At 54.1% G+C, this 25,757-nt stretch carries 24 protein-coding genes; 15 read left to right on the top strand and 9 right to left on the bottom strand.

What is annotated here, in order from left to right:
- Window positions 1–94 precede the first annotated feature (94 nt).
- The 3 genes from MKX76_RS23760 (at window position 95) to MKX76_RS23750 (ending at window position 3,414) form a co-directional block, all read left to right on the top strand.
- A complete protein-coding gene (locus MKX76_RS23760; protein ID WP_007129041.1) occupies window positions 95–1,075 on the top strand; it encodes a glycerophosphodiester phosphodiesterase family protein in 981 nt (326 codons plus the stop codon).
- A gap of 215 nt (window positions 1,076–1,290) precedes the next feature.
- Window positions 1,291–2,028 (top strand): hypothetical protein, encoded by a 738-nt coding sequence (locus tag MKX76_RS23755; RefSeq protein WP_007129042.1) that lies wholly within the window; start codon window positions 1,291–1,293, stop codon window positions 2,026–2,028.
- Window positions 2,029–2,064: 36 nt separating this feature from the next.
- Window positions 2,065–3,414 carry a polysaccharide deacetylase family protein gene (locus MKX76_RS23750; protein ID WP_007129043.1) on the top strand — a complete coding sequence of 450 codons (1,350 nt, stop codon included), beginning with the start codon at window positions 2,065–2,067 and terminating at the stop codon, window positions 3,412–3,414.
- A gap of 154 nt (window positions 3,415–3,568) precedes the next feature.
- On the opposite strand, the gene MKX76_RS23745 is transcribed toward MKX76_RS23750, so the two are convergent.
- Both MKX76_RS23745 and MKX76_RS23740 read right to left on the bottom strand, forming a co-directional pair.
- Window positions 3,569–4,306 (bottom strand): sulfite exporter TauE/SafE family protein, encoded by a 738-nt coding sequence (locus MKX76_RS23745; protein WP_279615610.1) that lies wholly within the window; start codon window positions 4,304–4,306, stop codon window positions 3,569–3,571.
- A gap of 234 nt (window positions 4,307–4,540) precedes the next feature.
- Window positions 4,541–5,239, bottom strand: coding sequence for a Crp/Fnr family transcriptional regulator (locus tag MKX76_RS23740; protein WP_007129045.1), 699 nt, complete (start codon window positions 5,237–5,239; stop codon window positions 4,541–4,543).
- Window positions 5,240–5,354: 115 nt separating this feature from the next.
- Between MKX76_RS23740 and MKX76_RS23735 the strand changes: the two genes are divergently transcribed.
- Window positions 5,355–5,699: a DoxX family protein gene (locus MKX76_RS23735; protein ID WP_007129046.1), complete on the top strand. Its 345-nt coding sequence runs from the start codon at window positions 5,355–5,357 to the stop codon at window positions 5,697–5,699.
- A 92-nt stretch (window positions 5,700–5,791) separates the two neighbouring features.
- Here MKX76_RS23735 and MKX76_RS23730 read toward each other — a convergent pair whose 3' ends face one another.
- Window positions 5,792–6,292 (bottom strand): cupin domain-containing protein, encoded by a 501-nt coding sequence (locus MKX76_RS23730; protein WP_007129047.1) that lies wholly within the window; start codon window positions 6,290–6,292, stop codon window positions 5,792–5,794.
- 515 nt (window positions 6,293–6,807) lie between these two features.
- On the opposite strand from MKX76_RS23730, the gene MKX76_RS23725 reads away from it, so the two are divergent.
- The 6 genes from MKX76_RS23725 to MKX76_RS23700 all read left to right on the top strand — a co-directional run bounded on the left by MKX76_RS23725 (window position 6,808) and on the right by MKX76_RS23700 (window position 14,921).
- Complete coding sequence (locus MKX76_RS23725) at window positions 6,808–8,160, top strand: glycosyltransferase family 2 protein (RefSeq protein WP_007129048.1); 1,353 nt, start codon at window positions 6,808–6,810, stop codon at window positions 8,158–8,160.
- A gap of 24 nt (window positions 8,161–8,184) precedes the next feature.
- Entirely contained in the window at window positions 8,185–9,276 is a 1,092-nt protein-coding gene (locus tag MKX76_RS23720) for an acyltransferase (protein ID WP_251535838.1), read from the top strand.
- 6 nt (window positions 9,277–9,282) lie between these two features.
- A complete protein-coding gene (locus MKX76_RS23715; protein ID WP_007129050.1) occupies window positions 9,283–10,425 on the top strand; it encodes a glycoside hydrolase family 18 protein in 1,143 nt (380 codons plus the stop codon).
- A gap of 116 nt (window positions 10,426–10,541) precedes the next feature.
- Complete coding sequence (locus tag MKX76_RS23710) at window positions 10,542–13,721, top strand: hybrid sensor histidine kinase/response regulator (RefSeq protein ID WP_341034718.1); 3,180 nt, start codon at window positions 10,542–10,544, stop codon at window positions 13,719–13,721.
- 196 nt (window positions 13,722–13,917) lie between these two features.
- A complete protein-coding gene (locus MKX76_RS23705; protein ID WP_341034717.1) occupies window positions 13,918–14,523 on the top strand; it encodes a TetR/AcrR family transcriptional regulator in 606 nt (201 codons plus the stop codon).
- Window positions 14,524–14,540: 17 nt separating this feature from the next.
- Window positions 14,541–14,921 carry a DUF5367 family protein gene (locus tag MKX76_RS23700; RefSeq protein WP_341034716.1) on the top strand — a complete coding sequence of 127 codons (381 nt, stop codon included), beginning with the start codon at window positions 14,541–14,543 and terminating at the stop codon, window positions 14,919–14,921.
- Window positions 14,922–15,122: 201 nt separating this feature from the next.
- Here MKX76_RS23700 and MKX76_RS23695 read toward each other — a convergent pair whose 3' ends face one another.
- The 5 genes from MKX76_RS23695 to MKX76_RS23675 form a co-directional block, all read right to left on the bottom strand.
- A complete protein-coding gene (locus MKX76_RS23695) occupies window positions 15,123–15,656 on the bottom strand; it encodes a DinB family protein (RefSeq protein ID WP_341034715.1) in 534 nt (177 codons plus the stop codon).
- Between the two features lie 149 nt (window positions 15,657–15,805).
- Window positions 15,806–16,267: a VOC family protein gene (locus tag MKX76_RS23690; protein WP_341034714.1), complete on the bottom strand. Its 462-nt coding sequence runs from the start codon at window positions 16,265–16,267 to the stop codon at window positions 15,806–15,808.
- A 465-nt stretch (window positions 16,268–16,732) separates the two neighbouring features.
- A complete protein-coding gene (locus tag MKX76_RS23685; RefSeq protein WP_341034713.1) occupies window positions 16,733–17,260 on the bottom strand; it encodes a class I SAM-dependent methyltransferase in 528 nt (175 codons plus the stop codon).
- Between the two features lie 388 nt (window positions 17,261–17,648).
- Window positions 17,649–19,121 (bottom strand): protein adenylyltransferase SelO, encoded by a 1,473-nt coding sequence (locus MKX76_RS23680; protein WP_341034712.1) that lies wholly within the window; start codon window positions 19,119–19,121, stop codon window positions 17,649–17,651.
- Window positions 19,122–19,510: 389 nt separating this feature from the next.
- Window positions 19,511–20,410, bottom strand: coding sequence for a 3-hydroxyacyl-CoA dehydrogenase (locus MKX76_RS23675; protein ID WP_341034711.1), 900 nt, complete (start codon window positions 20,408–20,410; stop codon window positions 19,511–19,513).
- Window positions 20,411–20,626: 216 nt separating this feature from the next.
- Between MKX76_RS23675 and MKX76_RS23670 the strand changes: the two genes are divergently transcribed.
- The 5 genes from MKX76_RS23670 to MKX76_RS23650 all read left to right on the top strand — a co-directional run bounded on the left by MKX76_RS23670 (window position 20,627) and on the right by MKX76_RS23650 (window position 25,043).
- A complete protein-coding gene (locus MKX76_RS23670) occupies window positions 20,627–21,763 on the top strand; it encodes a DUF418 domain-containing protein (protein WP_007129059.1) in 1,137 nt (378 codons plus the stop codon).
- Window positions 21,764–21,782: 19 nt separating this feature from the next.
- Window positions 21,783–22,904 (top strand): sensor histidine kinase, encoded by a 1,122-nt coding sequence (locus tag MKX76_RS23665; protein WP_341034710.1) that lies wholly within the window; start codon window positions 21,783–21,785, stop codon window positions 22,902–22,904.
- Complete coding sequence (locus tag MKX76_RS23660; protein ID WP_341034709.1) at window positions 22,901–23,506, top strand: response regulator transcription factor; 606 nt, start codon at window positions 22,901–22,903, stop codon at window positions 23,504–23,506. Before MKX76_RS23665 ends, MKX76_RS23660 begins: the two co-directional genes overlap by 4 nt.
- A gap of 203 nt (window positions 23,507–23,709) precedes the next feature.
- Window positions 23,710–24,141 (top strand): HTH domain-containing protein, encoded by a 432-nt coding sequence (locus MKX76_RS23655; protein WP_007127449.1) that lies wholly within the window; start codon window positions 23,710–23,712, stop codon window positions 24,139–24,141.
- Window positions 24,138–25,043, top strand: coding sequence for an IS3 family transposase (locus MKX76_RS23650; protein WP_341035036.1), 906 nt, complete (start codon window positions 24,138–24,140; stop codon window positions 25,041–25,043). The genes MKX76_RS23655 and MKX76_RS23650 overlap by 4 nt, the downstream gene beginning before the upstream one ends.
- Before the next feature lie 127 nt (window positions 25,044–25,170).
- Here the strand turns inward: MKX76_RS23650 and MKX76_RS23645 are convergent, their stop codons facing one another.
- On the bottom strand, window positions 25,171–25,734 hold the full coding sequence (locus MKX76_RS23645) for a class D sortase (RefSeq protein WP_445669857.1): 564 nt from the start codon (window positions 25,732–25,734) through the stop codon (window positions 25,171–25,173).
- Between the last annotated feature and the right edge of the window lie 23 nt (window positions 25,735–25,757).

Below are 25,757 nucleotides of genomic sequence, written 5' to 3'. Positions count from 1 at the left end.
AAATCACTAACATGGATAAAGAGAACAAAGCTAGAGATATAGAGGAAGCCGAAACGCTCGGCTCTTAACAGTAACGATTTTGGGGGATTGAATCATGCGTATTCGAAAAAGCTGGAGGAACGTCATTCTGGTTATTCTCATCATACTCGGATTTCTGTATGTTAACAACTCGTCGCTATTCACCAAGGAACGCGAAGGTGAGCCCTTGCTGCTCGCGCATCGGGGGATCGGCCAAACCTTTCCGATGGAGGGAATTGAATCCGATACATGTACCGCTTCACGTATTTACATACCGGAGCATGCCTTTCTGGAGAACACCATACCATCCATGAAGGCAGCCTTCGATGCCGGCGCGGATATCGTGGAGCTGGATATTAAGCCGACGAAGGACGGCCAGTTCGCCGTATTCCACGACTGGACGCTGGAATGCCGGACGAATGCACACGGCTCGGTCAAGGATTATACCATGGAGCAGCTGAAAAGCATCGATATCGGCTACGGCTACACGGCGGATCAGGGAGCCACCTATCCGTTCCGGGGGAAGGGCGTCGGGCTCATGCCGTCCCTATCGGAGGTGCTGGCCGCATTTCCTGACGGCGAATTTCTGATTCATATCAAAAGTCAGGATGCCGGCGAAGGGGAGCTTCTGGCCGCCTATCTCGCCCAGCTGCCGGAAGACCGCTTAAGCCGGCTCACGGTATATGGCGACGATGCGCCGATCAGCGAACTAAAATCGAGGCTCCCTGCGCTTCGGGTCATGTCGATGGATTCTCTGAAGAGCTGCCTCATCTCTTATATCGGTGCCGGCTGGAGCGGCTATATGCCGTCGGTCTGCCGCAATACCCAGCTGCATATTCCCGAGAAGTACGCCCCTTATTTGTGGGGCTGGCCCGATAAATTCCTGAACCGCATGGACCGCATCAATACGAGGGTCATTCTGGTCGCCGGAGACGGCGGATGGTCGGAAGGCTTCGATACGGTCGAAGATCTGAAGAGGCTGCCGAAGAACTACAGCGGCGGCATTTGGACCAACCGGGTGGATGTCATCGCACCGGAACTGACGATCAAGAAATGACATGGAGCAAGGCGCGCTTGCTTCTTGGCCATACCCCCAGCAATGGGGGTATTTTTTTCATGTCCGCATCCCCGCGCCATAAGCTCAACGCCTGCCTGCCAATTGAAATCAAGGCAAAGTTTTTGGGCCCATCCAGCCGATGATTTATATAGACCAGAAGGATCAGACCGTGACGAGGTGCCACCGAACTACCGTTGATTAGGAGAGGATATTTTTTGGCCAGAGACACTGAGAAAAAAGGATGGTTTAAAAGCGTGCTTGCCCCGCAAGCCCCATCAGAGAAGGAGCCTGCGGAAACGGCGCCGGTCCCGGCCCCGGCCGAATCGGTGATGGAAACATCCGGGCCCGCGCATCCTGCGCAGCCCCCGGCAGATCATCAGAAATCCCTGTTATCGAAGGATAACCAGGACAAAATCGCGCTGGACGTGATCGTATCGATTGAAAACATGCTCAAGGAGCGACAATTGCTGTCTTATAAAAACAACGGTCTGGAGGATCAGCTGGCGGCGGCAAACGAGACGATCCAGCGGCTGAAGCAAGAGCATATCAAGAAGGATCAGCTGATTCAGGAGAAGAGCAAGGAAATCCGCGAGCTCGAAAACACGCTGACCCACAAGCAGATGGGCTACGATCAGCTTCTTGAGGACTATAAAGAATTCCAGCTTAGCTCCAACCTGGCTTATGAGAAGCTGTCCGGACAGCTGGAGACAGAAACGGCGAAATACGGGAAGCTTTATGAGGAATCCACGAATGCCCAGTACCAGAGCATGCTCAAGATTAATGAGCTGGAGGACAAGATCCGGGAGCTGCAGATCGAGAATCAGAAATATGCCGAGCAATATCGGAAGATCGCCGACGAAAAAGCGGAGCTCTTGCAGACGATTCAGGACTTCACCGAGAGAATGGGCTTCTCCTTCGCACCCAAGACATCAACGACGCAGATGCCGGAGTAATTCCGCGGATCCGCAGCAAGAGAAAGGAGATCCATCATGTCCGTCTTTTACGGAAAAGTGATTGAATTGCAAGACATTGAACAGCATGAAGGGCAGTATGGCATGCGAATCCGGCTATCGGCCGCCGAGTCGTTCGAATATGTCTGGGCCATCGATAATGCGACTGCAGAGAGCCTGCTGGCGATTGTAGACTTTGACGGCATTCATAAATACCGGCTGTCCCGGCATACCGTATGGGATGCTAATCGTCGGCAGTACATAGGCTACATCACCAAAACCCGCCGCGATCAGAGCATCCGTTATCCCTTCGTCTGCTCCGAAGCATTTATACATAATCTTAATGCAGTTCAGCGCGTTCAGCATCTGGACGAAATCCATGCGCTGCCTTTTCTGTCCCTGACGTACGCGGAGCGGGAAGCTGAGACCTTGCAGGAGGAAGAAGAGCCGGGACGAAACCAGCAGAAGAAGCACAAAAGGCAACGATTGCCGATGAGGCGGGTCGCCATCACGGCCCTCAGCATGCTGTCGATCCTGTTATTGGGCTCGTTCGATGCCCTGTCCCTTCCGGTAGCGGAGTCGCCGGGCGCTTCAGCCTTTACGGCAGGGACGGCTCTTCCGGCATTCCAGTCCGTACGGCACACCGCTGCAATGGCTGAGGCCTCTTCGAACCCAGCCCCGAAGAAGCTGGAATCAGAGCCTCGGCCAAAGGTCAGCTCCGAGCCGAAGCTGAGGCCGCAGGCGGAGCTGAAGCCGCAGACGGAACTGAAGCAGCAGACTGGGACGAGGCCACAGACGGAACTGCCGTCCTTCGAGCTTAAGGACGCCGTCACCTACAGCCTGCCGAAGGGCTATGTCGCTTTGACCTTTGATGACGGACCGTCCAAATACTCGGCGAAGATCATGAAGGTGCTGAAGGAGCATCAAGTCGGCGGCACCTTCTTCTTCGTCGGAGAGAATGTGGGCAAGCATCCGGCCGCGGTTCGGGCCATCCAGGAGAGCGGCTATTCCATCGGCAGTCATTCCATGAACCATGCGAACATGCCGCTGCTGGCCTACGAGGAACAGGAAGCGCAGATCAAGAGCGCCGCTGAATCCATCGAAGCCATTACGAAGCAGCCGGTTACGCTCTTCCGTCCGCCATACGGGGCATTCAACGAGATGACGGAAGAGGCGAGCCGCGCACACGGCAGCAGCATCGTCCTGTGGAACAAGGACCCTGAGGACTGGCTGACGCGCGATAGAGACAAGATTCTCCATTATGTCCGCCATACGGAGCCCTCCGGCTCCATCATTCTACTTCACGAGTCGCAGGCGGTCATCGATGCGCTGCCGTCCATTATTGCGTACCTGAAGGATCAGAATTTAAAAATCGTCAGCCTGCAATAGCCATTATCGACTCCTGCATGTGGACCCCCGACAAATAAAGGCTGTGCCTGCAATTGATGTTCATGCAGGCGCAGCCCTTTTTTTCATGATGATACGGCATGGTTCATTACAGCAGATCTCCCTCGCAAGGGACATTTATTATGGCAGGCTTCCTCTACAAGCTCTCGATCAGCATGTACACGCCAGTAAAGATAAGGATCACATACGTAAAGATTTGAAACACTCGCTGATTAATGACCCGGAATAGCCGCTGTCCGAGGAACAGCCCCAGGAATACCAGCGGAAGCGCCATGGCACTGGAAGTCCAGACCGTCTTGGTCGACCCCGCTACGATCGCTTGAATCAGAAGGCTCAGCGTATAGATGAACATGTAGAAAGCAAGCGTCGTCGCTCTAAGCTGCTCCTTCTGCGTATCCGTGCCGGAGAAATACAGCAGCAGCGGCGGCCCCGGCATCCCGATGCTGGTGGTCAGGGCCCCCGACAATCCGCCTACGGCCAAATCTCTGCCCGGGCGCTGCCGGATCCGGAACCGCAGCATCAGCATGACGGTAAGCAGAAGGATGATCAGGCTCACGCCGAGCTTCAGCCGGCCGATATCGATCCACGAGAAGACGGCTATGCCGATCGGCAGACCGATCACGCTTCCGATCACCAGCCTTTTGAGGATGCCAAAGTCAATGTCCTTCCGAATTCTAAAGATTAAGGCGGCGGATATGATCAGCGACAGGATCAAATTGATCTGGATCGCCTCCGCCGGCTCGAACAACAGCAAGAGAAACGGCGTTGCGAGAATGGAGAACCCGAAGCCGGTGCTTGTCTGGAGGATGGATGCCACGAATATGATGACCATAAATAGAAGAATGTCCACGGGGTTACACCTGCTTTCTTCCATATGCGTTATGGGGAAGTCGGCCCATATCAAACGCTCCATCCTGCCATTGTAACATATAATCCCAGTGATTCTCCCTTATGAGGCTGTTTTTGTCCTGCCTATTATGCTCGGCTATATAGAGTTCCTGCCTCAACTTACCCGCATCAGGAGCCGGGTGCCAGTCATGTATGCGTTCAGAGAAGCCCGCCCAACAATGAAGCTGAAACGGCCGTGGAGCTTATCGCTCGTTGCCTGTCACTTAGGCTCTGATAGTGCAGCCTGCAGCCGGCTCCTATGGATCCAATACGGTTTACGGTTTCCTTCTTTTCGAAGGATTCCCTCGTCCACAAGCTGATTCAGGATGGGCGTTACGGTCTCCCGAATGCTGCCCGTCATGCTGGCCAGCTCCTGGTGGGTCATTTCAACCGGTAACGGAATCCATTCCCCATCGCTTCTTGGACCTGAATTAAATTTCGTCACAAGCTTATTGAATAGGAAGAGCAGTCTTTTACGCACACTTCCGTAAGCCATGTACTCAAGCATGTCCTCGGTTTCCTGCAGTCTGGCGGTGACGATCTCGATGTACTTTAAGGCCAGCTCGGGCTTCTCGGTGATGACCTTGCGAAACTGCTCGCTATCCATCTCGCATATGACGGAGTCCTCCATCGTGACCGCAAACAGCGGGACCCCTGTACGAAATGAGGTGATCTCTCCGAATAGATGGCCTGTCCCTAAAATATCAAGCGTCAGCTCCTTCCCTTCCTCCGTAATTTTATACAAACGAACGGTGCCTGATTTGATGATATATAGCACCTTGTGCTCCATGTAAGGCGAAGCGATCACGGTTCCCTTGGGCCGGGCTTCAAGAGGCGTTATATGGTTCAACTGCTGCAGCTCATCCTCGCTAAGCCCCTTAAACAAGTCCACTCTCGATAGATACGTAATCATCTCCATCTGACATCATCCTTTTCCTATGTATTCCAGACTACATCCCTCAGCGTCCTGTCCCGGATAAACTATGCCTTGAAGGCTGTAAAAGCCGCACCTCATAACAAGGAGTGATTTTCCCATGGAGCCGATATGGACCGTTCTGTTCCAAGGCATATTAATCGTCATCTTCGTCATTTCCGCTTCCCTGAAGTTTCTGCGTACCCGGTCGATGGTGAAGCACTGGACCGAATACCGCTATCCTTTCTGGGGAATGTATGCGATCGCCGGCTTGGAAGCTGTGGGCGCTGCGCTGATGATTACGTCCTTTTGGATCCCGGGAAACAGCATTTATGCCGCCGCCCTGTTTGCCGTGCTGATGATCGGAGCCGTTCACGCCCATCTTTATCGAGCCAAGCATAAACCAATCATGGCCGTCAATGCAATGCTGATGCTCGTGCTGTCCGTTACCCTGCTTTTTCAATAATCACCGCCTATATCCCCTCATGAAAAAGAGGCTGGCCGTCTGTCTGCAACAGATGACCGAGCCTCTTTCGTCCATTTCATCAGCGAAACCCGCTACTTCACCCATTTATGCAGCAGCGGCCCTTCCTCGCCGTAGACCGGGTCCATAGACGGAACCGGCACGCTCCGGATCTCCGATATGGCCTGCGCCCGATCGGTCGGATTCCGCTCCCGCAGATTAGGCGTGATTCCGCCGGGATAGGCGCCCACCACCGCAAAATCCGGACTGGCGTCCAGCAGCATATGCGCCGTTCCGGCCGGCAGCACGATCACGTCGCCTGTGGCGAGGGTCAGCCGCTCCCCGGCATCACCGCCGATCAGAACCGTCGCGCTGCCGGATTGCACGCCCAGCACTTCATGCGTATTGCTGTGGTAATGGTGGTAATCGTACACACCTCCGGTCCAGCTGCCTGTCCATTGATGGCGGTTAAAGGCTGCCTCTATGCCGGCCGGGTGATCCGCAAATACGCCCTCGTACACGATCACCGGCAAATCCGGATGATTCGGAACTTCTCCATCGTCCCTCACGAAGAATGATCTGACCTGAGCCTCCACTGTCATCCGCTCCTTTCTGCACGATTGATGCACTCGTAGTACCAGTACCCGGACAGCCCGGGACTCAAACAGTAAACAGCCAAAGACCATCGGCGGATGCCGATAATCTGGCGAATGCCTCTTCAGAGATATGAAGCTCCAAGCTCCTGCCCCCTGGTGCGATCTTGCTGAATCGCTTTAGTTGCCTAAAAACTCGAAATGAGAACCAAGACGAAGACAGTCCATGAAAAAATACCATGTATTCGTTTTCTTGGTCCTTAACAGGATTTTACATCGGCTCGTGAACTAGGATAGTTTATTACATAAGATGTCATTTGTCTTTATATGTAATTAAAGGATGTAAATGGATTATTTTATCCCTCTGCTATCCATTTTTATCCCTTGACGTCCAGCTCGCCATCCAAGAATTCACCCAAGGTCCATTCCGAAAAGCCACCTGCAGATTGCGCAGGACCCGATCAGCAGCAGGCTTACCCGTTCCATTCAATCGAGATATAGAGAAAGGAGAGAGACGTTTGCAGTACTTTTTCTACGGCATTGCCGGGATATTTCTGGTGTTCCAGACCTTGTACACGATCATTCCGTTATGGTGCAGCAAGGTGAAGCGACTCGATCCGGATCTGCCTGAGCATTCGATCTCGGTGCTCGTTCCGGCTTACAACGAAGAGCTGACGATCCGAAACTGCATGGATGCTATGGCCGGTTTGAACTACAGCCGCTATGAGATCCTGATTATCAACGACGGCTCCAAGGACGGCACCCTCTCCGTGCTTCATGAGCTGCTGGAGTTACAAACCGATTTAAGGAGACCCGATCAGAAGCTATCCTACAAGACGGTGAAGGGCTTTTACCGCTCGAAAAGGTACCCGAACATGTTTGTGATCGATAAGCTCAACGGCGGCAAGGCGGATTCGCTGAATGCCGGCATCGATTATGCCGCTTCGGATATCGTCATTACGCTGGATGCGGATAGCATGCTGGAGGCAGACTCGCTTCGGTATGTAAATCAATATTTCCATGACGACAAGGTCATTGCGCTCGGCGGCACGGTCAAGATCGTTCAGGGAGCCAAGCGGGATCAAAACGGCGCCATTATCGAGAGGTTTCGCGGAAAGAGCTTGATCAAAAGCCAGATCATCAATTATACGCATGGCTTCTATGTGCGCAAGCTTACGCAATCGTTCTTTAATTCCATCGTGGTCATCTCCGGCGCATTCGGCGCATTCCATAAAGCAGTGCTCGTGCAGGTGGACGGCTTCCGCAGCACCGTAGGCGAGGATATCGACATTACCCTGAAAATCCATGAGTACATTAAGGCTAACGGCCTTAAGAAAAAGCTCGTGTATGCGCCGGAGGCTGTCTGCTACACCGAATGCCCCGAGAACCTGCGCAACTTCTACAAGCAGCGCATCCGCTGGCAAAAGGCCTTCGTCGACTGCATCCTGATCTATTGGTCCAGGCTGTCCAGCAAGTTTAGCGTTGGCGTCAGCCTCTTCTTTGCCATCGACGGGTTTATGCTGGGCACGTTCTCCGCATTCACCACGCTTTTTTACCTGGGACAGGCACTGATGCTGGGCGGCAATGTGCTGCATGCGTTCATCTTCCTGCTCATCAGTCTGCTGTTCAATGCGGCGCAGATCATCATTTCGCTGCACCTATGCCGCAAATACGGCAGCACCTACCGCGTGGCCGACTATGTGGCCATGTTCCTGTTCAGCCAGTGGGAGCTCGTCACATACCGGAATTTGCTGCTCTACATCAATATTGCCGGGACGTTTAAGTACTTCGACAATGATGAAGGCTGGGGCTTCGTCGAGCGCAAGGGCGCTGTCGCCATTAGCCAGAACATTGCCGCAGGCTCGAACTAATATCAAGGGAGGCTGCCATAAAGCATGATACGAAATAACCGAATTATATACGTGGATATGCTCAGAATCCTATCCATCGTTGCCGTCATCGTGCTGCATTATACGGCGGAGGTGCTGACGAGCACGAATGATTTCAACAGCTCCGCATGGTGGATCAGCAACGGGTTCAATTCCATCTCCCGCTTCGCCGTGCCTGTCTTCTTCATGATCAGCGGGGCGATGATGCTGCGGACGAACATCAGGTCCTACCGGGAATTTTACGCCAAACGGGTTATCCCGCTGCTCATTCCCCTCCTCACCTGGTCGCTCATCTACGGCTTGTATAATCAGTACTATATTATTCGAAGCAGCATGAACGCCTACGAATTTGTGATCGACTTCGGCTTCCGGCTGCTCACCGACCGGAACTATGTGCATCTGTGGTTCCTGTATGCCATTATCGCCATTTACATGACCGTGCCGCTCATCAGCAAATTTATCCGATCATGCAGCGAGCGGGATTTACGGTATTATCTGCTCTTATGGTTCATCGTCAGCATCGCGTACCGCTTCATATCGGATGCCGTATTCCGTGCAACCGAGCAATACATCAATATCCCGATCATGAACATTCCGTTCTTCATGGGATTTCTGGGCTATTTTATCCTGGGACATTATCTATTCCATTACGATCTGCCGGGGAGGGCAAAGAATCTGTTGTACAACCTCGGCATCGTCTCCTTCTTCCTTACGCCGGTAGCCACCTACTTTGCGTCTATGCACAGCGGCGTGCTGGACGAGATGTTCTATGGCAACTACTCCATCACCGTGTTCTTCATGTCCGTCGGCCTGTTTATTTTCTTCAAGGAGAAAGAGCCCCGTCTCAGCGAAAGCGTGAACCACAAGGTTCAGAAATTGATCGGCTCGATCTCCAAAGCCAGCTTCAGTATCTACCTCATTCATCTGCTGGTGGAAATGATGCTCTCCGGCAGAACCGAGGTCGATGCCACGCTGGCGGAGGCGGCCCTCCGTCTTCTGATCAATATCGGCATCATCTTCGCCATCAGCTACGTCACCGTCAAGGTGCTGAACCTGAGCAAGACGGCAACCTATATCCTGTTTGGCGGTCGGGGGTGACGTGAGATGAGAGTCAGTATCTATACGAAAATATTTATTGTTGTGCTGCTTGCCGGCATGAGTTTTTATTTCTACCGGATATCCGCGAAGGAGGATCGCAGAATTACGGCCGTATACGTGGAGGCATGGCAGGATTACCGAACATTGAATCTGTCGGAGCGGGGGGTCGACATCGCCTTTATCGCATTCGCCAAAATCAAAGGCACCGATCTGTATTTTCACGAGGACAGCCAAACCGACAGCCAGATCAAAGAAAACATCAAGCAGCTAAAACGGCATCATCCGCATACGAAGATGGTGCTGGCGATAGGAGGCTACGGCGCGGACGGCTTCTCCGATGCTTCGCTGGACGGCAACCGTTACTTGTTCACGGAGAGCATTGTCAACATGGTCAAGGAGCTGGAGCTGGACGGGGTCGATATCGACTGGGAGTATCCGGCTTTCGATGCCTGGAATACGCAGAAGGCCCGGCCCGAGGATACGAAGAATTTTACCAGCCTGATGAAGGAGCTGCGGGAGAAGCTGTACCGGCTTCCGCATAAGAACAAGAAGTACCTGCTGACCTTCGCCTCAGGGACGCAGGATTGGTATTTTCGCAACGTCGAGGTGAAGAAGGTCGAGAGATACGTCGACTACATCAACGTCATGACCTACGATCTCACCGGCAAATGGTCGGATACGACCGGCTTTAATGCCAATCTGTACGTAGACAGCCAAGGCAAGTCCGAGCACAGCGTCGACGGCATCGTCTCCATGTATCTCGATCACGGCATCGACAGCCGGAAGCTGCTGCTCGGCATCCCCGCGTATTCCTACGGCTGGAGGGATGTGAAGGATAAGAAGGGGAGCCCGGGCGGCCTCTTTGCATCCGGCAAGCCGATCGACATCGATAAGACGGATTTGAGCTATAAGCAGATCAAGCGGTCCTATCTGAACAAAAACGGCTACAAACGCTATTTCGACAGCAAAGCCAAAGCCGCTTACCTCTACAATGGGGATACGTTCATCAGCTACGAGGATCCGGAAGCCGTGAAAGAGAAGATCCGCTACATTAAGAGCAAGAATCTCGGAGGCGCAATGTTATGGCAGTATGCGCAGGATGCGGAGGACGGGCTCGTACAGCTCTTATCCGAGCATTTGAACGAATAGTTCAATTGCCGGGCCGCGTAAAGATTGAATGTCAGACGATCGTGGTGCCAGCTCAGCAAAGATCCTTGCAGCAGGGAAGAGGATTCCTTGCCTGATATGTCGAAATCTATCGTATTATGCGAAAATGGAATGAAACAGCTCTCAAATATTCTGCGATCATCATCATATTTCTTGCCTTCTTATTCGGCCTGCGATGGGCTTGGTCCGAAATGTTCTCCACCTCGCACGATCCTCGCGCCGTTAACGGCGTGCTCGATCTCCGCGGGGTGGATTTAAATTCGTCCTCCCCATTCTATTTGGACGGTGAATGGCAATTCTATCCGTTTCAGTTTCGATCCCGGGCGGATGTGGAGGAGACGCCGTTTCGCAGCGTTCAGGTTCCCGGGGACTGGAGCAGCGCGCTTCATGAAGACGGGAACGGACCGTCCTACGGATACGGGACATACCGGCTTCGCATCCTGACCGACCCGCTGGAGGAGCCTGTCGCCATCTGGATTAAAGGAATCGAGACGGTCTCCCGCGTGGAAATGAACGGTCTGGCGGAGCCGGAAATCGGCAAGCTGGCTGCGGACAAGAACAACTATATTGCAAGGATTGCTTCGTACACGGCCACCTATTCCGAGGAAGGCGCGACTGAAATCGATCTGCTCATCCAGGTCGCCAATTTCGACGAGCCGCATAACGGCGGCATCGTCCGCTCGATCCGCTTCGGGTCGGCAGCGTCCATCGATTATGTGCGCTGGTATTCGATCGGATTCCAGCTGGTGACCTTTATGGTCCTGCTGCTGCACGGCCTTTATGCCGGCATTCTGTTTGCATTCAATCGGCAGGAACCGGCACTGCTGATGACCGGGCTGCTGACCCTGACGGCGGGCATCGCAATCCTGGCCGGAAACGATTATATCCTTCTGCTGTGGCTGCCGATCGATTACGCGGGAGGGATTAAGGTCCGTCTGATCGCCTTGCTGTGGCAGAACCTGCTGATGCTGCTCTTGTTCCGGCGATTCCTTTCGCCTGTCTCCGGACGAACCTGGCTGCGGGCATTTACGGTGGGGCTTATCCTGTTCACCGGCTTCCTGGTCGTTTCTCCGGCATCTTGGGTCCACAGCGTCATGGAGTTTAAGCTGTTCGCGTTCTTCTATCTGATTCCGCTTGCGGGGCTTGTCCATTTGGTGGGAACGATGATCTTCCGGCGGCAAACCGATCAGGACATCGTATTCCTGCTGCTCACGGCAGCCGGCATGATCACCAATCAGCTGTGGACCCTGGCGGAGTCTGCCAAGGAGATTACCACCGTCTATTACCCGGTCGATATCATTGCTGCAATTATCGGATTCTCGACATACTGGTTCAAAAAATATATCCGCAACGCCAAGGAGAACGCCAAGCTGAACATCCAGCTGCAGAAGGCCGATAAGCTTAAGGACGAATTTCTGGCCAACACGTCGCATGAGCTTCGAACCCCGCTGCACGGCATTATGAATATCGCCCAATCCGTTGTCTCCAAAGAACGGAAGAACATGAACAAGGGCAGCATCGAAGACATGAAGCTGCTCATTACGATCAGCCGCCGCATGTCCCATTTGCTTGAAGACCTGCTCGATATCACCAGGCTGAAGGACCACCACATTACGCTTACTCCCGAGCCCTTGCGCATTCAATCGGTCGTTCCCGGGGTAATCGCCATGCTTCAATTCATGGTGGAGGGCAAGCCGATCCGGCTCCGAATGGAGATTGCGGACTCGATGCCTCCGGTTATGGCCGATGAGAAGCGGCTTGTGCAAATTCTGTACAACTTGGTTCATAATGCGCTCAAATATACAGAGCAGGGAAGCGTAACGGTCTCCGCCTCGGTTCGGAACGGCCAAGCCGAGATCCAGGTATCCGATACCGGAATCGGCATGAGCACGGAAGCGCTGGAGCGCATCTTTCTTCCTTATGAGCAGGGCTCCCACGGCGTCCATGACGGCCGGGGGTTTGGACTCGGCCTCAGCATATGCAAGCAGCTGGTCGAGCTGCATGGCGGCGCGATATCCGTCAGCTCCGAGCCGGGTGCCGGCTCCGTCTTCTCGTTCAACCTGCCGCTGGCGGAGGCAGGGGCAAGCGAGGCGAGGCTTTCCAAGCCGTCCGGGGAAATGGCGGCGTCTACGGGACACGAGGCATCCGAGGCAACGGAGACAAGCGGAGCTGAACCCGCCTCCCTCCCGTCAGCCGACAGAGGCATCCACGAGCCGCTGCCGCCTCCCGTCGATCCGTCGCTGGGTAACGACGGCAAGGCCAGCATTCTGGTCGTCGATGATGACCCGGTTAACCTGAAGGTGCTGCTGGGCATCCTTTCCTCAGAGCCGTACCACATTACTACAGCCGGTTCAGGGCTGGAAGTGTTGGAGCTTCTGGGAATGCGGACATGGGATCTGCTCATCGCGGATGTGATGATGCCTCAAATGTCCGGCTATGAATTGACGCAGCGCGTCCGGGAGCATTACTCGGTAGCTGAGCTGCCGATTCTGCTGCTTACCGCCCGTAGTCAGCCTGAAGATATCTATACGGGATTCGCTTCGGGCGCCAACGATTATATGACCAAGCCTGTCGATGCAACGGAGTTAAAATACCGAATCCGGGCGTTGATCATGCTCCGGCAGTCGGTTCGCGAGCGCTTGCGGATCGAGGCCGCCTATCTTCAGGCACAGATTCAGCCTCATTTCCTGTTCAATACGCTGAATTCCATCATGGCGCTGAGCGAGATCGACACCAAGAAGATGCAGCATCTGGCGGGCGCATTCGCTTCGTTCTTGCGGATCAGCTTTGATTTTCTGAACACGGGCGAGCTGGTGGATATCACGTACGAGCTCGAGCTTGTCAAAGCCTATCTGTATATTGAGCAGGAACGGTTCCGCGAGCGGTTGGCCGCCGTATGGGAGGTCGACCCGGGGATTCAGCTGCGCCTTCCGCCGCTGTCGATTCAGCCGCTGGTGGAAAACGCCGTCAAGCACGGAGTTCTTCGTCGGCATCAGGGCGGAATGGTCCGGATTCGGATCACGCGCCAAACCGAAGGGGTGCTGATTGAAGTGATCGACAATGGCCGCGGGATGGAGGCGGATCAGGTAGCCGAGCTGTTGAGCCCTGCCGGGCAGGCACTGCGGGGGATCGGCATACCGAACACGAATCGCCGGCTGATTCAAATGTATGGTCAAGGATTGACCATCATCAGCCGCCCGGGTGAAGGCACGTCCGTGTCCTTCGTCATTCCGGAGCATCGCCGGCTAGAGAAGAAATCAGGGAAACAAACGATGTAAAGCTCCGATTGTAGACGATACTATATACGGAGCGTATGGTCAGGCAAGCAGAGGCTTGCCTGGCTTTTTTTTGCGCTGATCTTCAGCCTTTGAACGTAATAACCTCGATATGCATCTTCCAAATCCAGGATCATTATGATAATATACCTGCAGAAAGAGTTAGTTAGTTGAATAACTTATATTGGAGGTGGGTCTGTTGGCAAGACCTCAACGGATTACGAAAGAGGAATTAATCGCCTCAGCCCAGCAATGCATTCAAGAGAAGGGGCTCGATAAGCTGACGTTGAAGGCCGTGGCCGAAGGAGCCGGTGTGACGCAGGGGACGGTTTACTACCATTTCAAAACCAAAGAGCAGCTCATGCTCGAAATCGTCCGCTCCATCTGTGATGCGTCCTGGCAAACGGCAGGGTCGGATCCGCAGGATGGCAGCAGACGTGATACGATGGTCCGCGTGCTGGAAGCCGCCCGTGACCGCTGCGCGGAGAAATCGTATCATACGCTGTTCTTCTCGCTGGTGGTACACAGCTTGCAGAACGCTGCCCTCCGTGACCAGCTCAAGGGCATGGTCGAGCGTGAGAACACGCATGCTGCCGGCCTCCTTGCCCGGCTCTTCCCGGAAATGGAGATGTCCGGCCCCTCCCTGAAATACCGGGCCATGATGGTCAACGCCCTCATCGACGGCCTGGCGCTTCAGGCGCTTCTCGATCCGGAGTTTGAGGCGGAAGCGGTGTATGCGGAGCTGATCCGGGCAGCCTCCGCCTGGATAGAGAAATCCCCCGATTCATCCAACACTTCAAGTTAGAAAGGAGCTGCAAAGCCATGCGGTTTTGGATCAGCTTAGGATTCCTGCTGTGGTTGGCCGCTACATTCGTGTTCCGATTTTGGGGAGGTGCGCTGATCGATCCCGGCCAGCCGCTCATCTGGCTGTCCTTTATTGGGATCGTTCCCCTGATTCTGCTGACGCTCCGGGCGCTGTTTCGTGTCCGGAGGCTCTCTTCCACAGAGCGCCCACGGGCTGCCATGCTGGTGGCGGTCCCGGGGATGCTGCTGGACCTCTTCAGCGTAGCTTTTCATGACCTGGTGTTCCCCGGACTTCCGCAAGCCCATCTGCACCTCTTCTTCGTTTGGCTGCTGTGGGCGTATTCGCTCATTCTTCTGGGAGGACTGCTCGGGCAGAATGAGCGGCAGCCCCAGTCGTGATCAGCCATGACGCCTGGATGTCGGGACGCAGGGACGCCGTGACGGTCAGAATAAGGCAGAATAAAGGCAGAGGCAGACGCGGCCGGCCTTCATCGACCGAGCCATCACCCTCGGCTAGGCTGCCTCGCCTCCCTTCGCAAGCGCAAAAAAAACGGATGCCCATCCTCTCGAACGGCATCCGTTTTGTCTTTTTCCGATCCGTTATTTTCCCGTCCGGTTCAAGATGCCCAAGTATTCCACCCAAGGGCCGACATCCAGCCGGTACCGCTCCGCTAATACCCGGGCAATTTGGGCCAGATGCGTCAGATCATGCACCACCCAAGTCGAGAGCAATTCCCGTACCTTCACAACGCCGAAGGCCGGATGCACGCCCGTCAGTTCAAGCTGATGCTCCGATTGGACCAGCGTCTTCAGCTTCTCGATACTTTGCGCCCGAGCCGCCTTAAAGGTCTGCAGTCGTTCATCCGTCGACGCCGCCTCCCCTTCGGACAGGTGGGCAAACCGGTCAAAAGAAGGGAACGGCTTGCCCTCCCCCTCCTCCAGCATAAACGCCAGCCTCGGCATCCAATTCGTTCGCTCCCCTTCGATCAGGTGATCGATCACTTCGGCGGCATTCCAGGTGCCTTCCCCCTCGTTGCACGCCAGCCAGCCCTCCGGCAAGCCGGACAGCAACGTCGCAAGTGCTGCCGGCGTCCGTTCCAATAGCGCAATGGCTTCATTTAACTCGAAATTCATAAGAACCTTCCCCCTATAAAGTTAAAGCATGGTCATGATGTGGTTGACCGCCGTCATGTAACGCCGAGCATTGCGCGCTGTGGCAAAGCCTTGCGGCCGTTGCGGGTTCTTTGATGCAGGACACATTCATAGGTGTCTTCCACTGACCCCTAGCCCATCGGATGGAATAATGCTGCTCTCACCTTCTCGGCCTCTTCCGGGGTTCGATGATGGTCCACGACTTCATTCACATCGAATTTATTCCCATCCGGGTCATAAAATACGAAATTGATTCCGCAGCTGTGACGGTCCTGAAGCTGATCCGTTACGACGCCATTTTCTTTCAATTTATGATACAGCACCTCGATCTGCCTGACTTCAAAGGTAAACCGAAACATTTCATATCCGTCCCTCGTTGGAAACTGATTATTATGCGGGCCTTCGGTTTCCACCAAGTGCAGCCATTGCCCGTCGGAAAGCTTCAAAATCACTTGAGCTTCCGCTGGATTATAAGGTACGGCATACTCAAGCCCAAAGTTACTCTGCCACCATGCCGCCGACTTTAGCGGGTCACGGACCGGTACATAGATGGAACACACGGCTTTTAAAGCATTTCCTTGAACATTCGACATTTACAGTTCATTCCTCTCACTGGGTTTATTCTCTTTCATGCTAAGAAACGCTTTCCGGATCCAAAACCAAACACCTTTCCAAAAAATAGTTGGGCATATTTCTGATTACATTCGTCTGCCGCCTCCCGATTTCCTGCAAGAATACGGCTCACGCCAGCCAGAATTCCGAAACGGCAGCTCTGCCCGCTCGGCCAGCCAGCCGCTTATCCCTTCTCCGCTGCCACCCGCATTTACATGAACGGACCTCATAAAGCCGTCAACGCAAAAAGGCGGAAGGCATCAAGGCCAACCGCCGGAGAAAAGAAATCGATCGAATGATCATCCATCATCTCATCTGCCCAACATCCGTCCTAATAACGGAACGTCACTCTTCAGTCCGTTTAGAAGAGGGGAACGCGCCTCCTTCCCGTGCCAAGCGTTGGAAATAAGGCGCAGAGCCGCCAAGCGACCTGTACACCCTGGCGGCTATATTTCCTGCCAGGATAGCTGCTGCCGGCGTTTGCGGCAAATCGTAAGTCCCGGCGAAATTGGAATCGTCATCATCTCATAAGCATCAGTCCTTCTGGATAACTCATCGATCGCTTGATAAGCGGTCCCGCATAGCGTCGGGTCCATCATTTCAGCGGTCCCCGGATGCGAATCATGAAGCAGGATCAGGCCGTGCGGCGACACATAAGGGAAAAAATCATAGAAATCCTGCAGCACGGCTTCTCTGGAGTGATCGGCGTCAATGAACAGCATGTCAATCTGTATCGGGCGAGCCGCCAGCTCCTGGGCGAAGGCCTGTGTCGTTCCGTGGAAGAACCGCGTCTTGGGGGTCATCTGCATATGCTGACCGGCCTCACCGTTCAGATCAACGCCGATCAGGGTTTCCGCAAACGGAATGACCCGGTTGAACAGCGCGCATTGGTACAGCCCCAGCTCCACGTATACTTTGGGCCGGACGATGCTTGTCAGAAAGAGGATGAAGTCCTCATGCCAGTTGATTCTCACTGGTTCATCGCCTCCTTCGCTTGTACTCATTCCTTTATTTTATTTTGAGCATATGCGATGTGTGCCATGATACGAGACCAAGTGAGACTGCCGCCTGAATGATGCACCGAGACTGCTGAGATGACGCAGAGCGGCGCGGATTACGAGGATAAGCATGGCTCATGATCAGCGGCGCAAATTCCCGCTCCTCGAAAGACGATGGAGGTTTCCGGCGCGCCTGACCGGCACCAAACAAAGAACCAAATCCAATAAACCCTGCACCCGAAGGCGCAGGGTTGTGCTGTGCTGTATGATAGTCTCGGATCACACTGATCCCTTCTGTTCCCGTGCGCATATGGAGAACCGCGTGCGATGAACAAACGAAGCCCATGCCTCTATCGGGGCTGCATCAGGTTCCGCAAAAGGTCCTGTAGGGACGGTTCGATTGCGGAGGCAGCGTGCAATATTCATCCTGCTCCGGGACATAAGCGTACGGATTCGCCAAGGCCGCAACCAGACGCTTCAGCACACTGTAGTCACCCGACTCCACGGCAGCTTCCAGCGCCTCCTCCACCCTGTGGTTGCGCGGGATGATCGACGGATTGCTGCTGCGCATCCGCTGCTTCGACTCCTCCGCGGACGCTTCCTGCCGGTCTAATCTGTCGCGCCACAGCTCCAGCCATTGTGCGAAATCGGCGCTGCCGTGCAGACCCGTCTCCTCCGGCCGGCCCAGCGTCAAGGCACGGAAGGTGTTCGTGTAGTCCGCTCCGTGCCGCTGCATGAGGTGGAGAAGGCTCTTCACGAGCTCTTCGTCCTCTTCCTCCTCGTTCACGATCCCGAGCTTCGACCTCATGCCATCGAGCCAGTGGCGATGGTACAGCTCGGCAAAATCGCCCAGCGTTTCCTCGGCTGTCGCGATCGCCTGCTTCTCGTCATCCTGAAGAAGCGGCAGCAGCGTCTCGGCGAAACGCGCCAGATTCCAAGCGGCGATCTGCGGCTGATTCCCATAAGCATACCGGCCCTGCACATCAATGGAGCTGAACACCGTGTTCAGATGATACGTGTCCATGAAAGCGCACGGACCGTAGTCGATCGTCTCCCCGCTGAGCGCCATATTGTCGGTATTCATCACGCCATGGATGAACCCGACCAGCTGCCACTTGGCGATCAGGGAAGCCTGTCGCCGAATGACCGCTTTCAGAAGCGCAAGATAGCGGTTCTCCTCCTGCTCCGCCTCGGGGTAATGCCTTTGAATCGTATAATCGGCGAGCGCCTGCAGCTCCCCGGCTCTCCCCCAATTCGCGGCATACTGGAAGGTGCCGACGCGCAGATGACTCGCCGCCACCCGGGTAAGAATGGCACCAGGCAGCTCTGTTTCGCGGAAAATCTCCTCCCCGGTTGTCACCACCGCCAGGCTGCGGGTAGTCGGAATGCCGAGCCCGTGCATCGCCTCGCTGATGATGTATTCGCGCAGCATCGGGCCAAGCGCGGCCCGTCCATCGCCGCCGCGGGAGTATGGAGTTCTGCCTGAGCCTTTGAGCTGAATATCCACCCGTTTTCCCTCTGGCGTGATTTGCTCGCCCAGCAGAATGGCGCGGCCGTCGCCCAGCATCGTGAAATGCCCGAACTGATGGCCCGCATAAGCTTGGGCGAGGGGCTCGGCCCCCTCGGGGACCCGGTTGCCGGCGAATACGTCCGCCGCGCCTTCGGTCTGCAGCGAATCGGCATCAAGTCCAAGGGCTGCGGCTAGCGGCTCGTTGAAGATGACGATCTCGGGAGCGCGCACAGGCGTTGGGTCAAGCCGGGTAAACATCGTGTCCGGCAGGCGGGCGTAGCTGTTGTCAAAGTTCCAGCCTGCAGCTGTCGTTGATTTATTGATCATCGGAAGTCTCCTTTTTCATTTTTCATTATACGTTTCTCGTATTGTGCTCTTCGTTTATGCTCGCAACAATGAGTTCCATGATTGCTGTACATCTTATATGTATCATCCAATCCGATTTCTGCCTTTATAGGTTGTACCCGCTCACCAGTATTATTCCTTGCCGGACGGCCATGAGAATCCATCCAGCTATCACCCTTTAGTTTACGCTATTCGACCTGCTTCGCCAAACATGGCATACTTGCTCCCCGGTAATCGGTTAGCGCCAATTGCGGACCTTGCCCTGTTCGCGGCCGAATGCCGAAAGAGCAGCCCGAATGCAGCACGCGCGCATAAGAAGCGTGCAGGACTGCTCCTTTGGACAGGCCATCTTCAGGGGAACGTCCGCTATTTCAGCTCTTTAAGAAATCCGGGTCCGCAAAGCTCGGATTCGGATACTTGTAGAAGCCCTCTCCGGTTGCCCGTCCAAGCTTTCCTTTGTCGATATACTCCGTCTTCAGCAGGTTCGCCACCCGAACGAACTCTTCATCGCCGGTCGCCTCCGCCTTCGCTTGTCCGATATTGTAGGCTGTGGTGATGCCGACGACATCCAAGATCGCGAACGGACCAAGCGGTGCGCCCGTTGCCACCATCCAGGTTTTGTCGATCGTCTCGACGTCGGCCACTTCCCGGACTAACAGACGCTGGGCCGCCTCAAGTAGAGGCACCAAGAGGGAATTCAAAATATACCCCGGCTGCTCCTTATGGAGCGGCAGCGCCACCATCCCGATTGCCTTAGCAAAGTCAATGACATCTTGAAACACCTGCATGTCCGTTCCTGGATGCTTCATGATTTCAGCCGTATTGTTCTTCCAGATCTCATTGGCAAAATGCAGCGCCAGGAACCGCTCCGGCCGTCCGGTCGCATCGGCGAACTGGCTTGGCAGCAGCGTCGAGGAATTTGTAGCGAACACCGTTTTGGCGGGAGCAGCCTGTCCCAGCTTGGCGTAAAATTCGGTTTTGATGGACACCACCTCAGGGACCGCTTCAATGACCAGATCCGCGTCGGCCACGGCCTGTGCTAAATCGCTGTGAAAGGAGATTCGGTCAAAGGCCTGATCGGTTTCCTCCTGGGTCGCCCCCAAATCCTGCCGGTAATGGGGCTTCAGCTCCGCAATCCGCTCCTTCGCACGTTCAAGCGCCTGATCGTTGATGTCGTACACCGACACCTGAAAGCCTTTGAAAGCGGTCTGGTAGGCAATCTGACTTCCCAATACGCCGCTTCCGGCAACCGTAATGTGTTTGAAATTCATGATGATGTCTCCTTTATCGCTTAGTTAACCCTTTTTCCGTATACAATCCCCCAATTATTACAATACATACCCCCAATCTCCGTGAGTGACCCCGGCCTTCCCTAACTTTATGACAGGTGTCATAAGGATCTCTTTACAGGTGTGAATGTTGCGGCAGACCTGCCGAATCTACAATAAAGCTGTAAGAGAGAACGATAAGGAGAGAGGGAAAGAACCATGGAACAACGAAAGGAACGCATTCGTCTGCTGGATATTTTACGGGGATTCGCCATCCTCGGAACACTCGGGACGAATATTTGGCTCTTCGCGCATGCGGGAGACCTCAATTATATGACAACCTTCGAATATTCCGGCTGGTGGGGAATTGATGATCTTCTTCGCATGATCGTGTTATTCCTTGTGAACGGGAAGCTGCTCGGACTATTGACGATCATGTTCGGCGTTGGGCTCGAAATGAAGTATCGGCAGGCCAAACGGAAGGGAAAGCCATGGCCGGGCGTTTATCTGTGGGCTGTGCTCTTTTTGTTCCTGGAGGGGCTGCTGCATTTTATACTGGTTATGGAATATGACATCTTAATGAGCTATGGGATTACGGCAATCATCGCGGCGTTTATCGTAAAAGGCGGCGACCGGCTCATCGCCCGTTCGATGACGGTCATCGGCAGTGTCTGCGCGGTTGTGCTGCTCGGCCTAATGGGATTGATGCTGGCGGTTAGCGGGCAGGTATCGATGGGCAGCTTTGACAGTATTGTTGCTCTATATCAAGAAGGTACGTGGATGGAGCAGGTGCGGTACCGGCTGGATAACTTCCTTCCGCTTCGAATCGAAGCCATATTAACGATTCCATCCAACATATTCCTGTTTCTGCTGGGGGTTCGTTTCATGCGTGCAGGGGTGTTTTCCCCGGATGAGAAGGGCCAAAGGATACGAAAGAACCTATTTAAACTCGGCTTGTTTATCGGATTGCCGCTTAACCTGCTCATTTTCATCCCTGGCGGGGCATTCGATCTACCGGTGCGCTATTTATTTGCTCCGCTGATGTCCATCCTCTATATAGCAATCATTGCGAGAATGATACAATATACGAAGTGGGAATGGCTGTGGCGCCTCCTGGAGAACGCCGGGAAAATGTCTCTGAGCTGCTATGTGCTCCAAAACATCATCGCCTCCTTCCTCTTCTACGGCTGGGGCTTGGGGCTCGCCGGCAAGCTGAATTCTGCAGCCATCATCGCCATCTGGCTGATGATTTGCATCGTCCTGCTGTGCATTTCATCCCTATGGCTTCGAGGCTTTAAGCTAGGACCTATGGAAACCGTCCGCAAACAAGCGATAGGACTCTTTGAATCGAGATAGCCGGAATTGGGGGCTTGATATGTTTCATAAGTTGTACCCGAGAGACCAAATCAAAAATTATCTGCTGATCGACCTCGTACTGACGGTGTTTTTATTCTACCGGGTGTTAAGCTCGGATACGGCACCGGGACTGTGGGGCAGCCTTCTGCTGCTCCTGCTGTTCCTGGTTTCGTTTTATATTGCATTGTGGCGCCGCAGCGGCTGGCTTCTGGCAGCCGTGTTATCAGGCCAGGGTACGCTTACCGTGCTCGGGATCTTTATTGGGCCGGGTATCCTGCTATTCGGCATCCTCTTTGCCGACTTGCTCGGCAAGTCCAGGTCCAAAGGGCAGATCGCTATCGGCAGTGCTACTATCGCCCTTTCGTATCTGCTCGTATTCGTCATCCGCCAGGAGCCGCTGCTGAAGACGGAGAATGCCATTTACCTGCCGGTTATGATCATTCAAACGTTATACCCGGCCATTATCTATATTCGGGAGAAAGCAAAAAGCCTGCAGGGCGAGCTGGAGGAAGCCAACCAGCAGATCGCCATGTATATCCAGCAGGAGGAGCGTCAGCGGATCGCGAGAGATCTTCATGATACGCTCGGACAGACCCTGATGATGATCAAGATGAAGACCGAGCTGGCGACGAGATGGGTGGATAAGGATCCTGCCCAGGCCAAACGGGAGCTTGGCGAGATTCTGGACAGCTCCAGGACGGCCCTTAAGCAAGTGAGAGAGCTGGTATCGGAGATGAAATTTATCTCCTTGGCCTGCGAGTTAGAGCATTCCGTTAAACTGCTGGGTACGGCAGGGATTGAGCTGAGGATCGAGAAGCCGGAGAAGTCCCCGCTGTTATCCAGCGTGGAGGAAACGATGCTTGCGCTCTGCGTACGTGAAGCTATGACCAACATCATCAAGCATAGCCGCGCCAAGCGATGCACCATCCGGATCGAGGCCAAGGACGAAGCCTACGAGATCCACATTGCGGATGACGGCACCGGGATCAAGGAGCCGGACGGCGGAAACGGCATCCCTTCGATGAAGGAGCGGATGAAGATGCTGGGAGGCTCATTTAGCATTGCCGCTTCCCCAACCGGGGGAACCGCCTTGTCTTTAATGCTCCCGTTACGCCAGCATAAAAAGGAGGACCCCTCATGATCCGAATCGTGATTGCAGAAGACCAGAAAATGCTTCGCGGCGCATTCGCCTCATTGCTCCAGTTCGAGGACGACATCGAGGTGGTTGCGGAGGTGCCGGACGGAGAACAGGCATGGGAAGCCATCTCGCTCCATCAGCCTGATGTGTGCGTGCTCGATATCGAGATGCCTCATCTTAGCGGACTCGAGATAGCCGAGAGGATTCGCCATGCCGGCCTGCCTTGCAAAATCATGATCGTCACAACCTTCGCGCGCCCCGGTTATTTGCAAAGAGCAATGGATGCGCGGGTCGAGGGATATTTGCTAAAGGACGAGCCGATCGATTACTTGATCGAGGCCATCCGCCGGGTCATGAAGGGCGAGCGGGTCGTCAGCACCGACCTGGCGGCAGCGCTCTTCATGAAGGAGGAGAACCCGCTCAGCGAGCGGGAGATCGAAATGCTTCGCCTGACCAAGGAAGGGATGACGACCGAGGACATCAGCAAGGCTCTGTTCCTGACGCGAGGAACGGTTCGCAATTACCTCTCTTCGGCCATTCAGAAGCTGGACGCCGAGTCCCGGCAGCAGGCGGTCGCGATCGCGGAGGATAAGGGCTGGCTGTAGGCATTAGACCGTAAAAGGGAGATGTGGTGACATTAACGTTTTTGTCCTCGAGTTTCTCCGATATATATCTCATGTAGACACGAAAAAAACAGCCTGCCGCTTGCCGGTGAACTGTGACCCATAAGATGGACACTTTGAAAAAAGTGACTTCTTGTGGGTCATTTGTGTTTTAATCAAGGTATGTGACGAGGAGTGATACGAGAATGGGGAAGTTGAAACGGGTGCTCTTTACCGAGGAGCAAATGAGGAAGCTGGAGGAGAATCCAAACGTACACCATGTGACCGAGGCGGCCATTACATACACACCTGCATTCAAGCTGGAGGCGCTGAAAGCCTACAAGCAGGGGCAGACACCTTCAGAAATCTTTATTCGTGCCGGCTTCGACCTGGACGTTATTGGTCATAAGAAGCCCAAGGACAGCTTAAAACGGTGGCGTGAAACCTTCGAACTGTACGGTGAGGAAGGTTTGGCTACAGAGCGGCGCGGTAAGGGCAGTACAGGGCGCAAGCCAACTGGTCAGTTGTCAGCCGAAGAAGAATTGAAACGGGCTAAGGCCCAGATCAAACTGCTTGAAGCTCAAGTGGACATGCTAAAAAAGCTCGAAGCGCTCGATCGGCAGAAGAAGAAACGCTGACGCCCTCCGAGCGCTATGAGATCATAAATCGCACCATTCGGGCATATGGCCTGAAACGAATGACACGCTATCTATGCGAGCTCGTGGAAGTAAGTCCAAGCGGCTATTACAGGTGGCTGGGGACGGAAGAAGATCGTCAACTTCGTGCTGCCGCCGACGAGCAGGACATCCTTCTCATCAAGCAGCACTTTGACGCGCTCCGCGGCAAAGCAGGTGCGCTTGTGATTAAGATGCGGCTGGAACAGATAAGCGGCGTTGTCATGAACCACAAGAAGATTCGCCGGCTTATGAAAAAGGCAGGCTTGGTAGCCGTAATCCGTCAGGCGAACCCCTACCGCAAGATGGCTAAGGCAACTCAAGAGCACAAGACGTGTCCGAACCTGCTGGAGCGAAAGTTTGACCAAGGCGAACCTGAGAAAGTGTTTCTCACTGACATCACTTATTTGCGCTATGGAAGCGGACACTGGGCATACCTTTCCTGCGTGAAGGACGGGGCGACCAGGCAGATCCTTGCCGACAGCGTGGCAGCAACACTCGAGCTTCCAATTGTCGAGCGGACGCTACAGCGTCTTTTAGAGCGATTAGATGGAAACATTCATCCAGAAGCGATTCTGCACTCCGACCAAGGGATGCACTACACGCATCCTAAAACCCGTCTTCTCATTGCTAAGGCAGGATTTAAGCAGTCGATGTCGCGCAAAGGCAATTGCTGGGACAACGCCCCGATGGAATCATTCTTCGGTCACTTGAAAGACGACGTTGATTTTAGCGATTGCCAAACTATTGATGAAGTGAGGGTGCGAGTGAAGGAGTACATAAGCTACTACAACTCAGAACGATACCAGTGGACATTAAAAAAGATGACCCCCGATGAATTCAGAGGTCATCTGCTTGCTAGCTAAGCTCTAGGCGGTTTATTTCAAACTGTCCACAAATCGGGTCACAGTTCACGGCAGGCTGTTCCATTAAATCGTAATAAGAATTTGACCTATCATAAATCAATAGAGGTCCATATTACCGCGGGAAATCTTATGATATGATCTTCCCTTTAATAATAAGCCGATGCGTCGGATTGACCATCGGGTGGCAGGTCACGAGCGTAATCTCCTTATTCTTCCCGTCGCTTTCCAGCACCCAGACTTCCTCCGGCTTGACGATCAGCTTTTCGGTTACCTCATATTTAAATACTCGGGTACCCGTATCCACTTCGATGGCATCGCCCACGGCCAGCTCATCCAATCGGTTAAAGTTCCTTCCATAGGTTCGGTTGCGATGACCGGCAACGGCAAAATTGCCGATCTCTCCGGGTCTTCCGGTATGCTCGATGCTGGCTAAAGTCGTCCTCAGATTTTCCTTCGTCGCCCCATGCAATACAGGCAGCTTGAGATCGATCTTGGGGATGGCAAGCATCACTTCGAGCTCCCCTTCAGATTTGGTGGAGGCATGATCGGATGTACCCGCTCCACCGGCTGCTTCATTGGATTCCTGGTTCCCTGACGCCTGACGATCATCCACAACGCTGATCTGTTGAAGACTATCCTGCCATTCGCGGGCCAGCTGCTCCTGTTCCGCCTGCTGAACCCTTTCCGTCAGCTTCGGATAGAATATTAGGATTA

It is taken from the genome of Paenibacillus sp. FSL R5-0810, assembly GCF_038002285.1.
In the GTDB taxonomy this organism is placed as follows: Bacteria; Bacillota; Bacilli; order Paenibacillales; family Paenibacillaceae; genus Paenibacillus_AQ; species Paenibacillus_AQ lactis.
The sequence above is the reverse complement of the archived record's forward strand: the minus strand, read 5'-3'. Positions and strand labels throughout refer to the sequence as shown.

Excerpts from the sequence above, each read along its gene's own strand:
- MKX76_RS23710 (WP_341034718.1), top strand. The coding sequence starts at position 10,542 with ATGCGAAAATGGAATGAAACAGCTCTCAAATATTCTGCGATCATCATC.
- MKX76_RS23665 (WP_341034710.1), top strand. The coding sequence starts at position 21,783 with ATGTTTCATAAGTTGTACCCGAGAGACCAAATCAAAAATTATCTGCTG.
- MKX76_RS23750 (WP_007129043.1), top strand. The coding sequence starts at position 2,065 with ATGTCCGTCTTTTACGGAAAAGTGATTGAATTGCAAGACATTGAACAG.
- MKX76_RS23670 (WP_007129059.1), top strand. The coding sequence starts at position 20,627 with ATGGAACAACGAAAGGAACGCATTCGTCTGCTGGATATTTTACGGGGA.
- MKX76_RS23735 (WP_007129046.1), top strand. The coding sequence starts at position 5,355 with ATGGAGCCGATATGGACCGTTCTGTTCCAAGGCATATTAATCGTCATC.
- MKX76_RS23680 (WP_341034712.1), bottom strand. The coding sequence starts at position 19,121 with ATGATCAATAAATCAACGACAGCTGCAGGCTGGAACTTTGACAACAGC.
- MKX76_RS23720 (WP_251535838.1), top strand. The coding sequence starts at position 8,185 with ATGATACGAAATAACCGAATTATATACGTGGATATGCTCAGAATCCTA.
- MKX76_RS23715 (WP_007129050.1), top strand. The coding sequence starts at position 9,283 with ATGAGAGTCAGTATCTATACGAAAATATTTATTGTTGTGCTGCTTGCC.
- MKX76_RS23740 (WP_007129045.1), bottom strand. The coding sequence starts at position 5,239 with ATGGAGATGATTACGTATCTATCGAGAGTGGACTTGTTTAAGGGGCTT.
- MKX76_RS23690 (WP_341034714.1), bottom strand. The coding sequence starts at position 16,267 with ATGTCGAATGTTCAAGGAAATGCTTTAAAAGCCGTGTGTTCCATCTAT.
- MKX76_RS23675 (WP_341034711.1), bottom strand. The coding sequence starts at position 20,410 with ATGAATTTCAAACACATTACGGTTGCCGGAAGCGGCGTATTGGGAAGT.
- MKX76_RS23695 (WP_341034715.1), bottom strand. The coding sequence starts at position 15,656 with ATGAATTTCGAGTTAAATGAAGCCATTGCGCTATTGGAACGGACGCCG.
- MKX76_RS23700 (WP_341034716.1), top strand. The coding sequence starts at position 14,541 with ATGCGGTTTTGGATCAGCTTAGGATTCCTGCTGTGGTTGGCCGCTACA.
- MKX76_RS23660 (WP_341034709.1), top strand. The coding sequence starts at position 22,901 with ATGATCCGAATCGTGATTGCAGAAGACCAGAAAATGCTTCGCGGCGCA.
- MKX76_RS23745 (WP_279615610.1), bottom strand. The coding sequence starts at position 4,306 with ATGGAAGAAAGCAGGTGTAACCCCGTGGACATTCTTCTATTTATGGTC.
- MKX76_RS23760 (WP_007129041.1), top strand. The coding sequence starts at position 95 with ATGCGTATTCGAAAAAGCTGGAGGAACGTCATTCTGGTTATTCTCATC.
- MKX76_RS23655 (WP_007127449.1), top strand. The coding sequence starts at position 23,710 with ATGGGGAAGTTGAAACGGGTGCTCTTTACCGAGGAGCAAATGAGGAAG.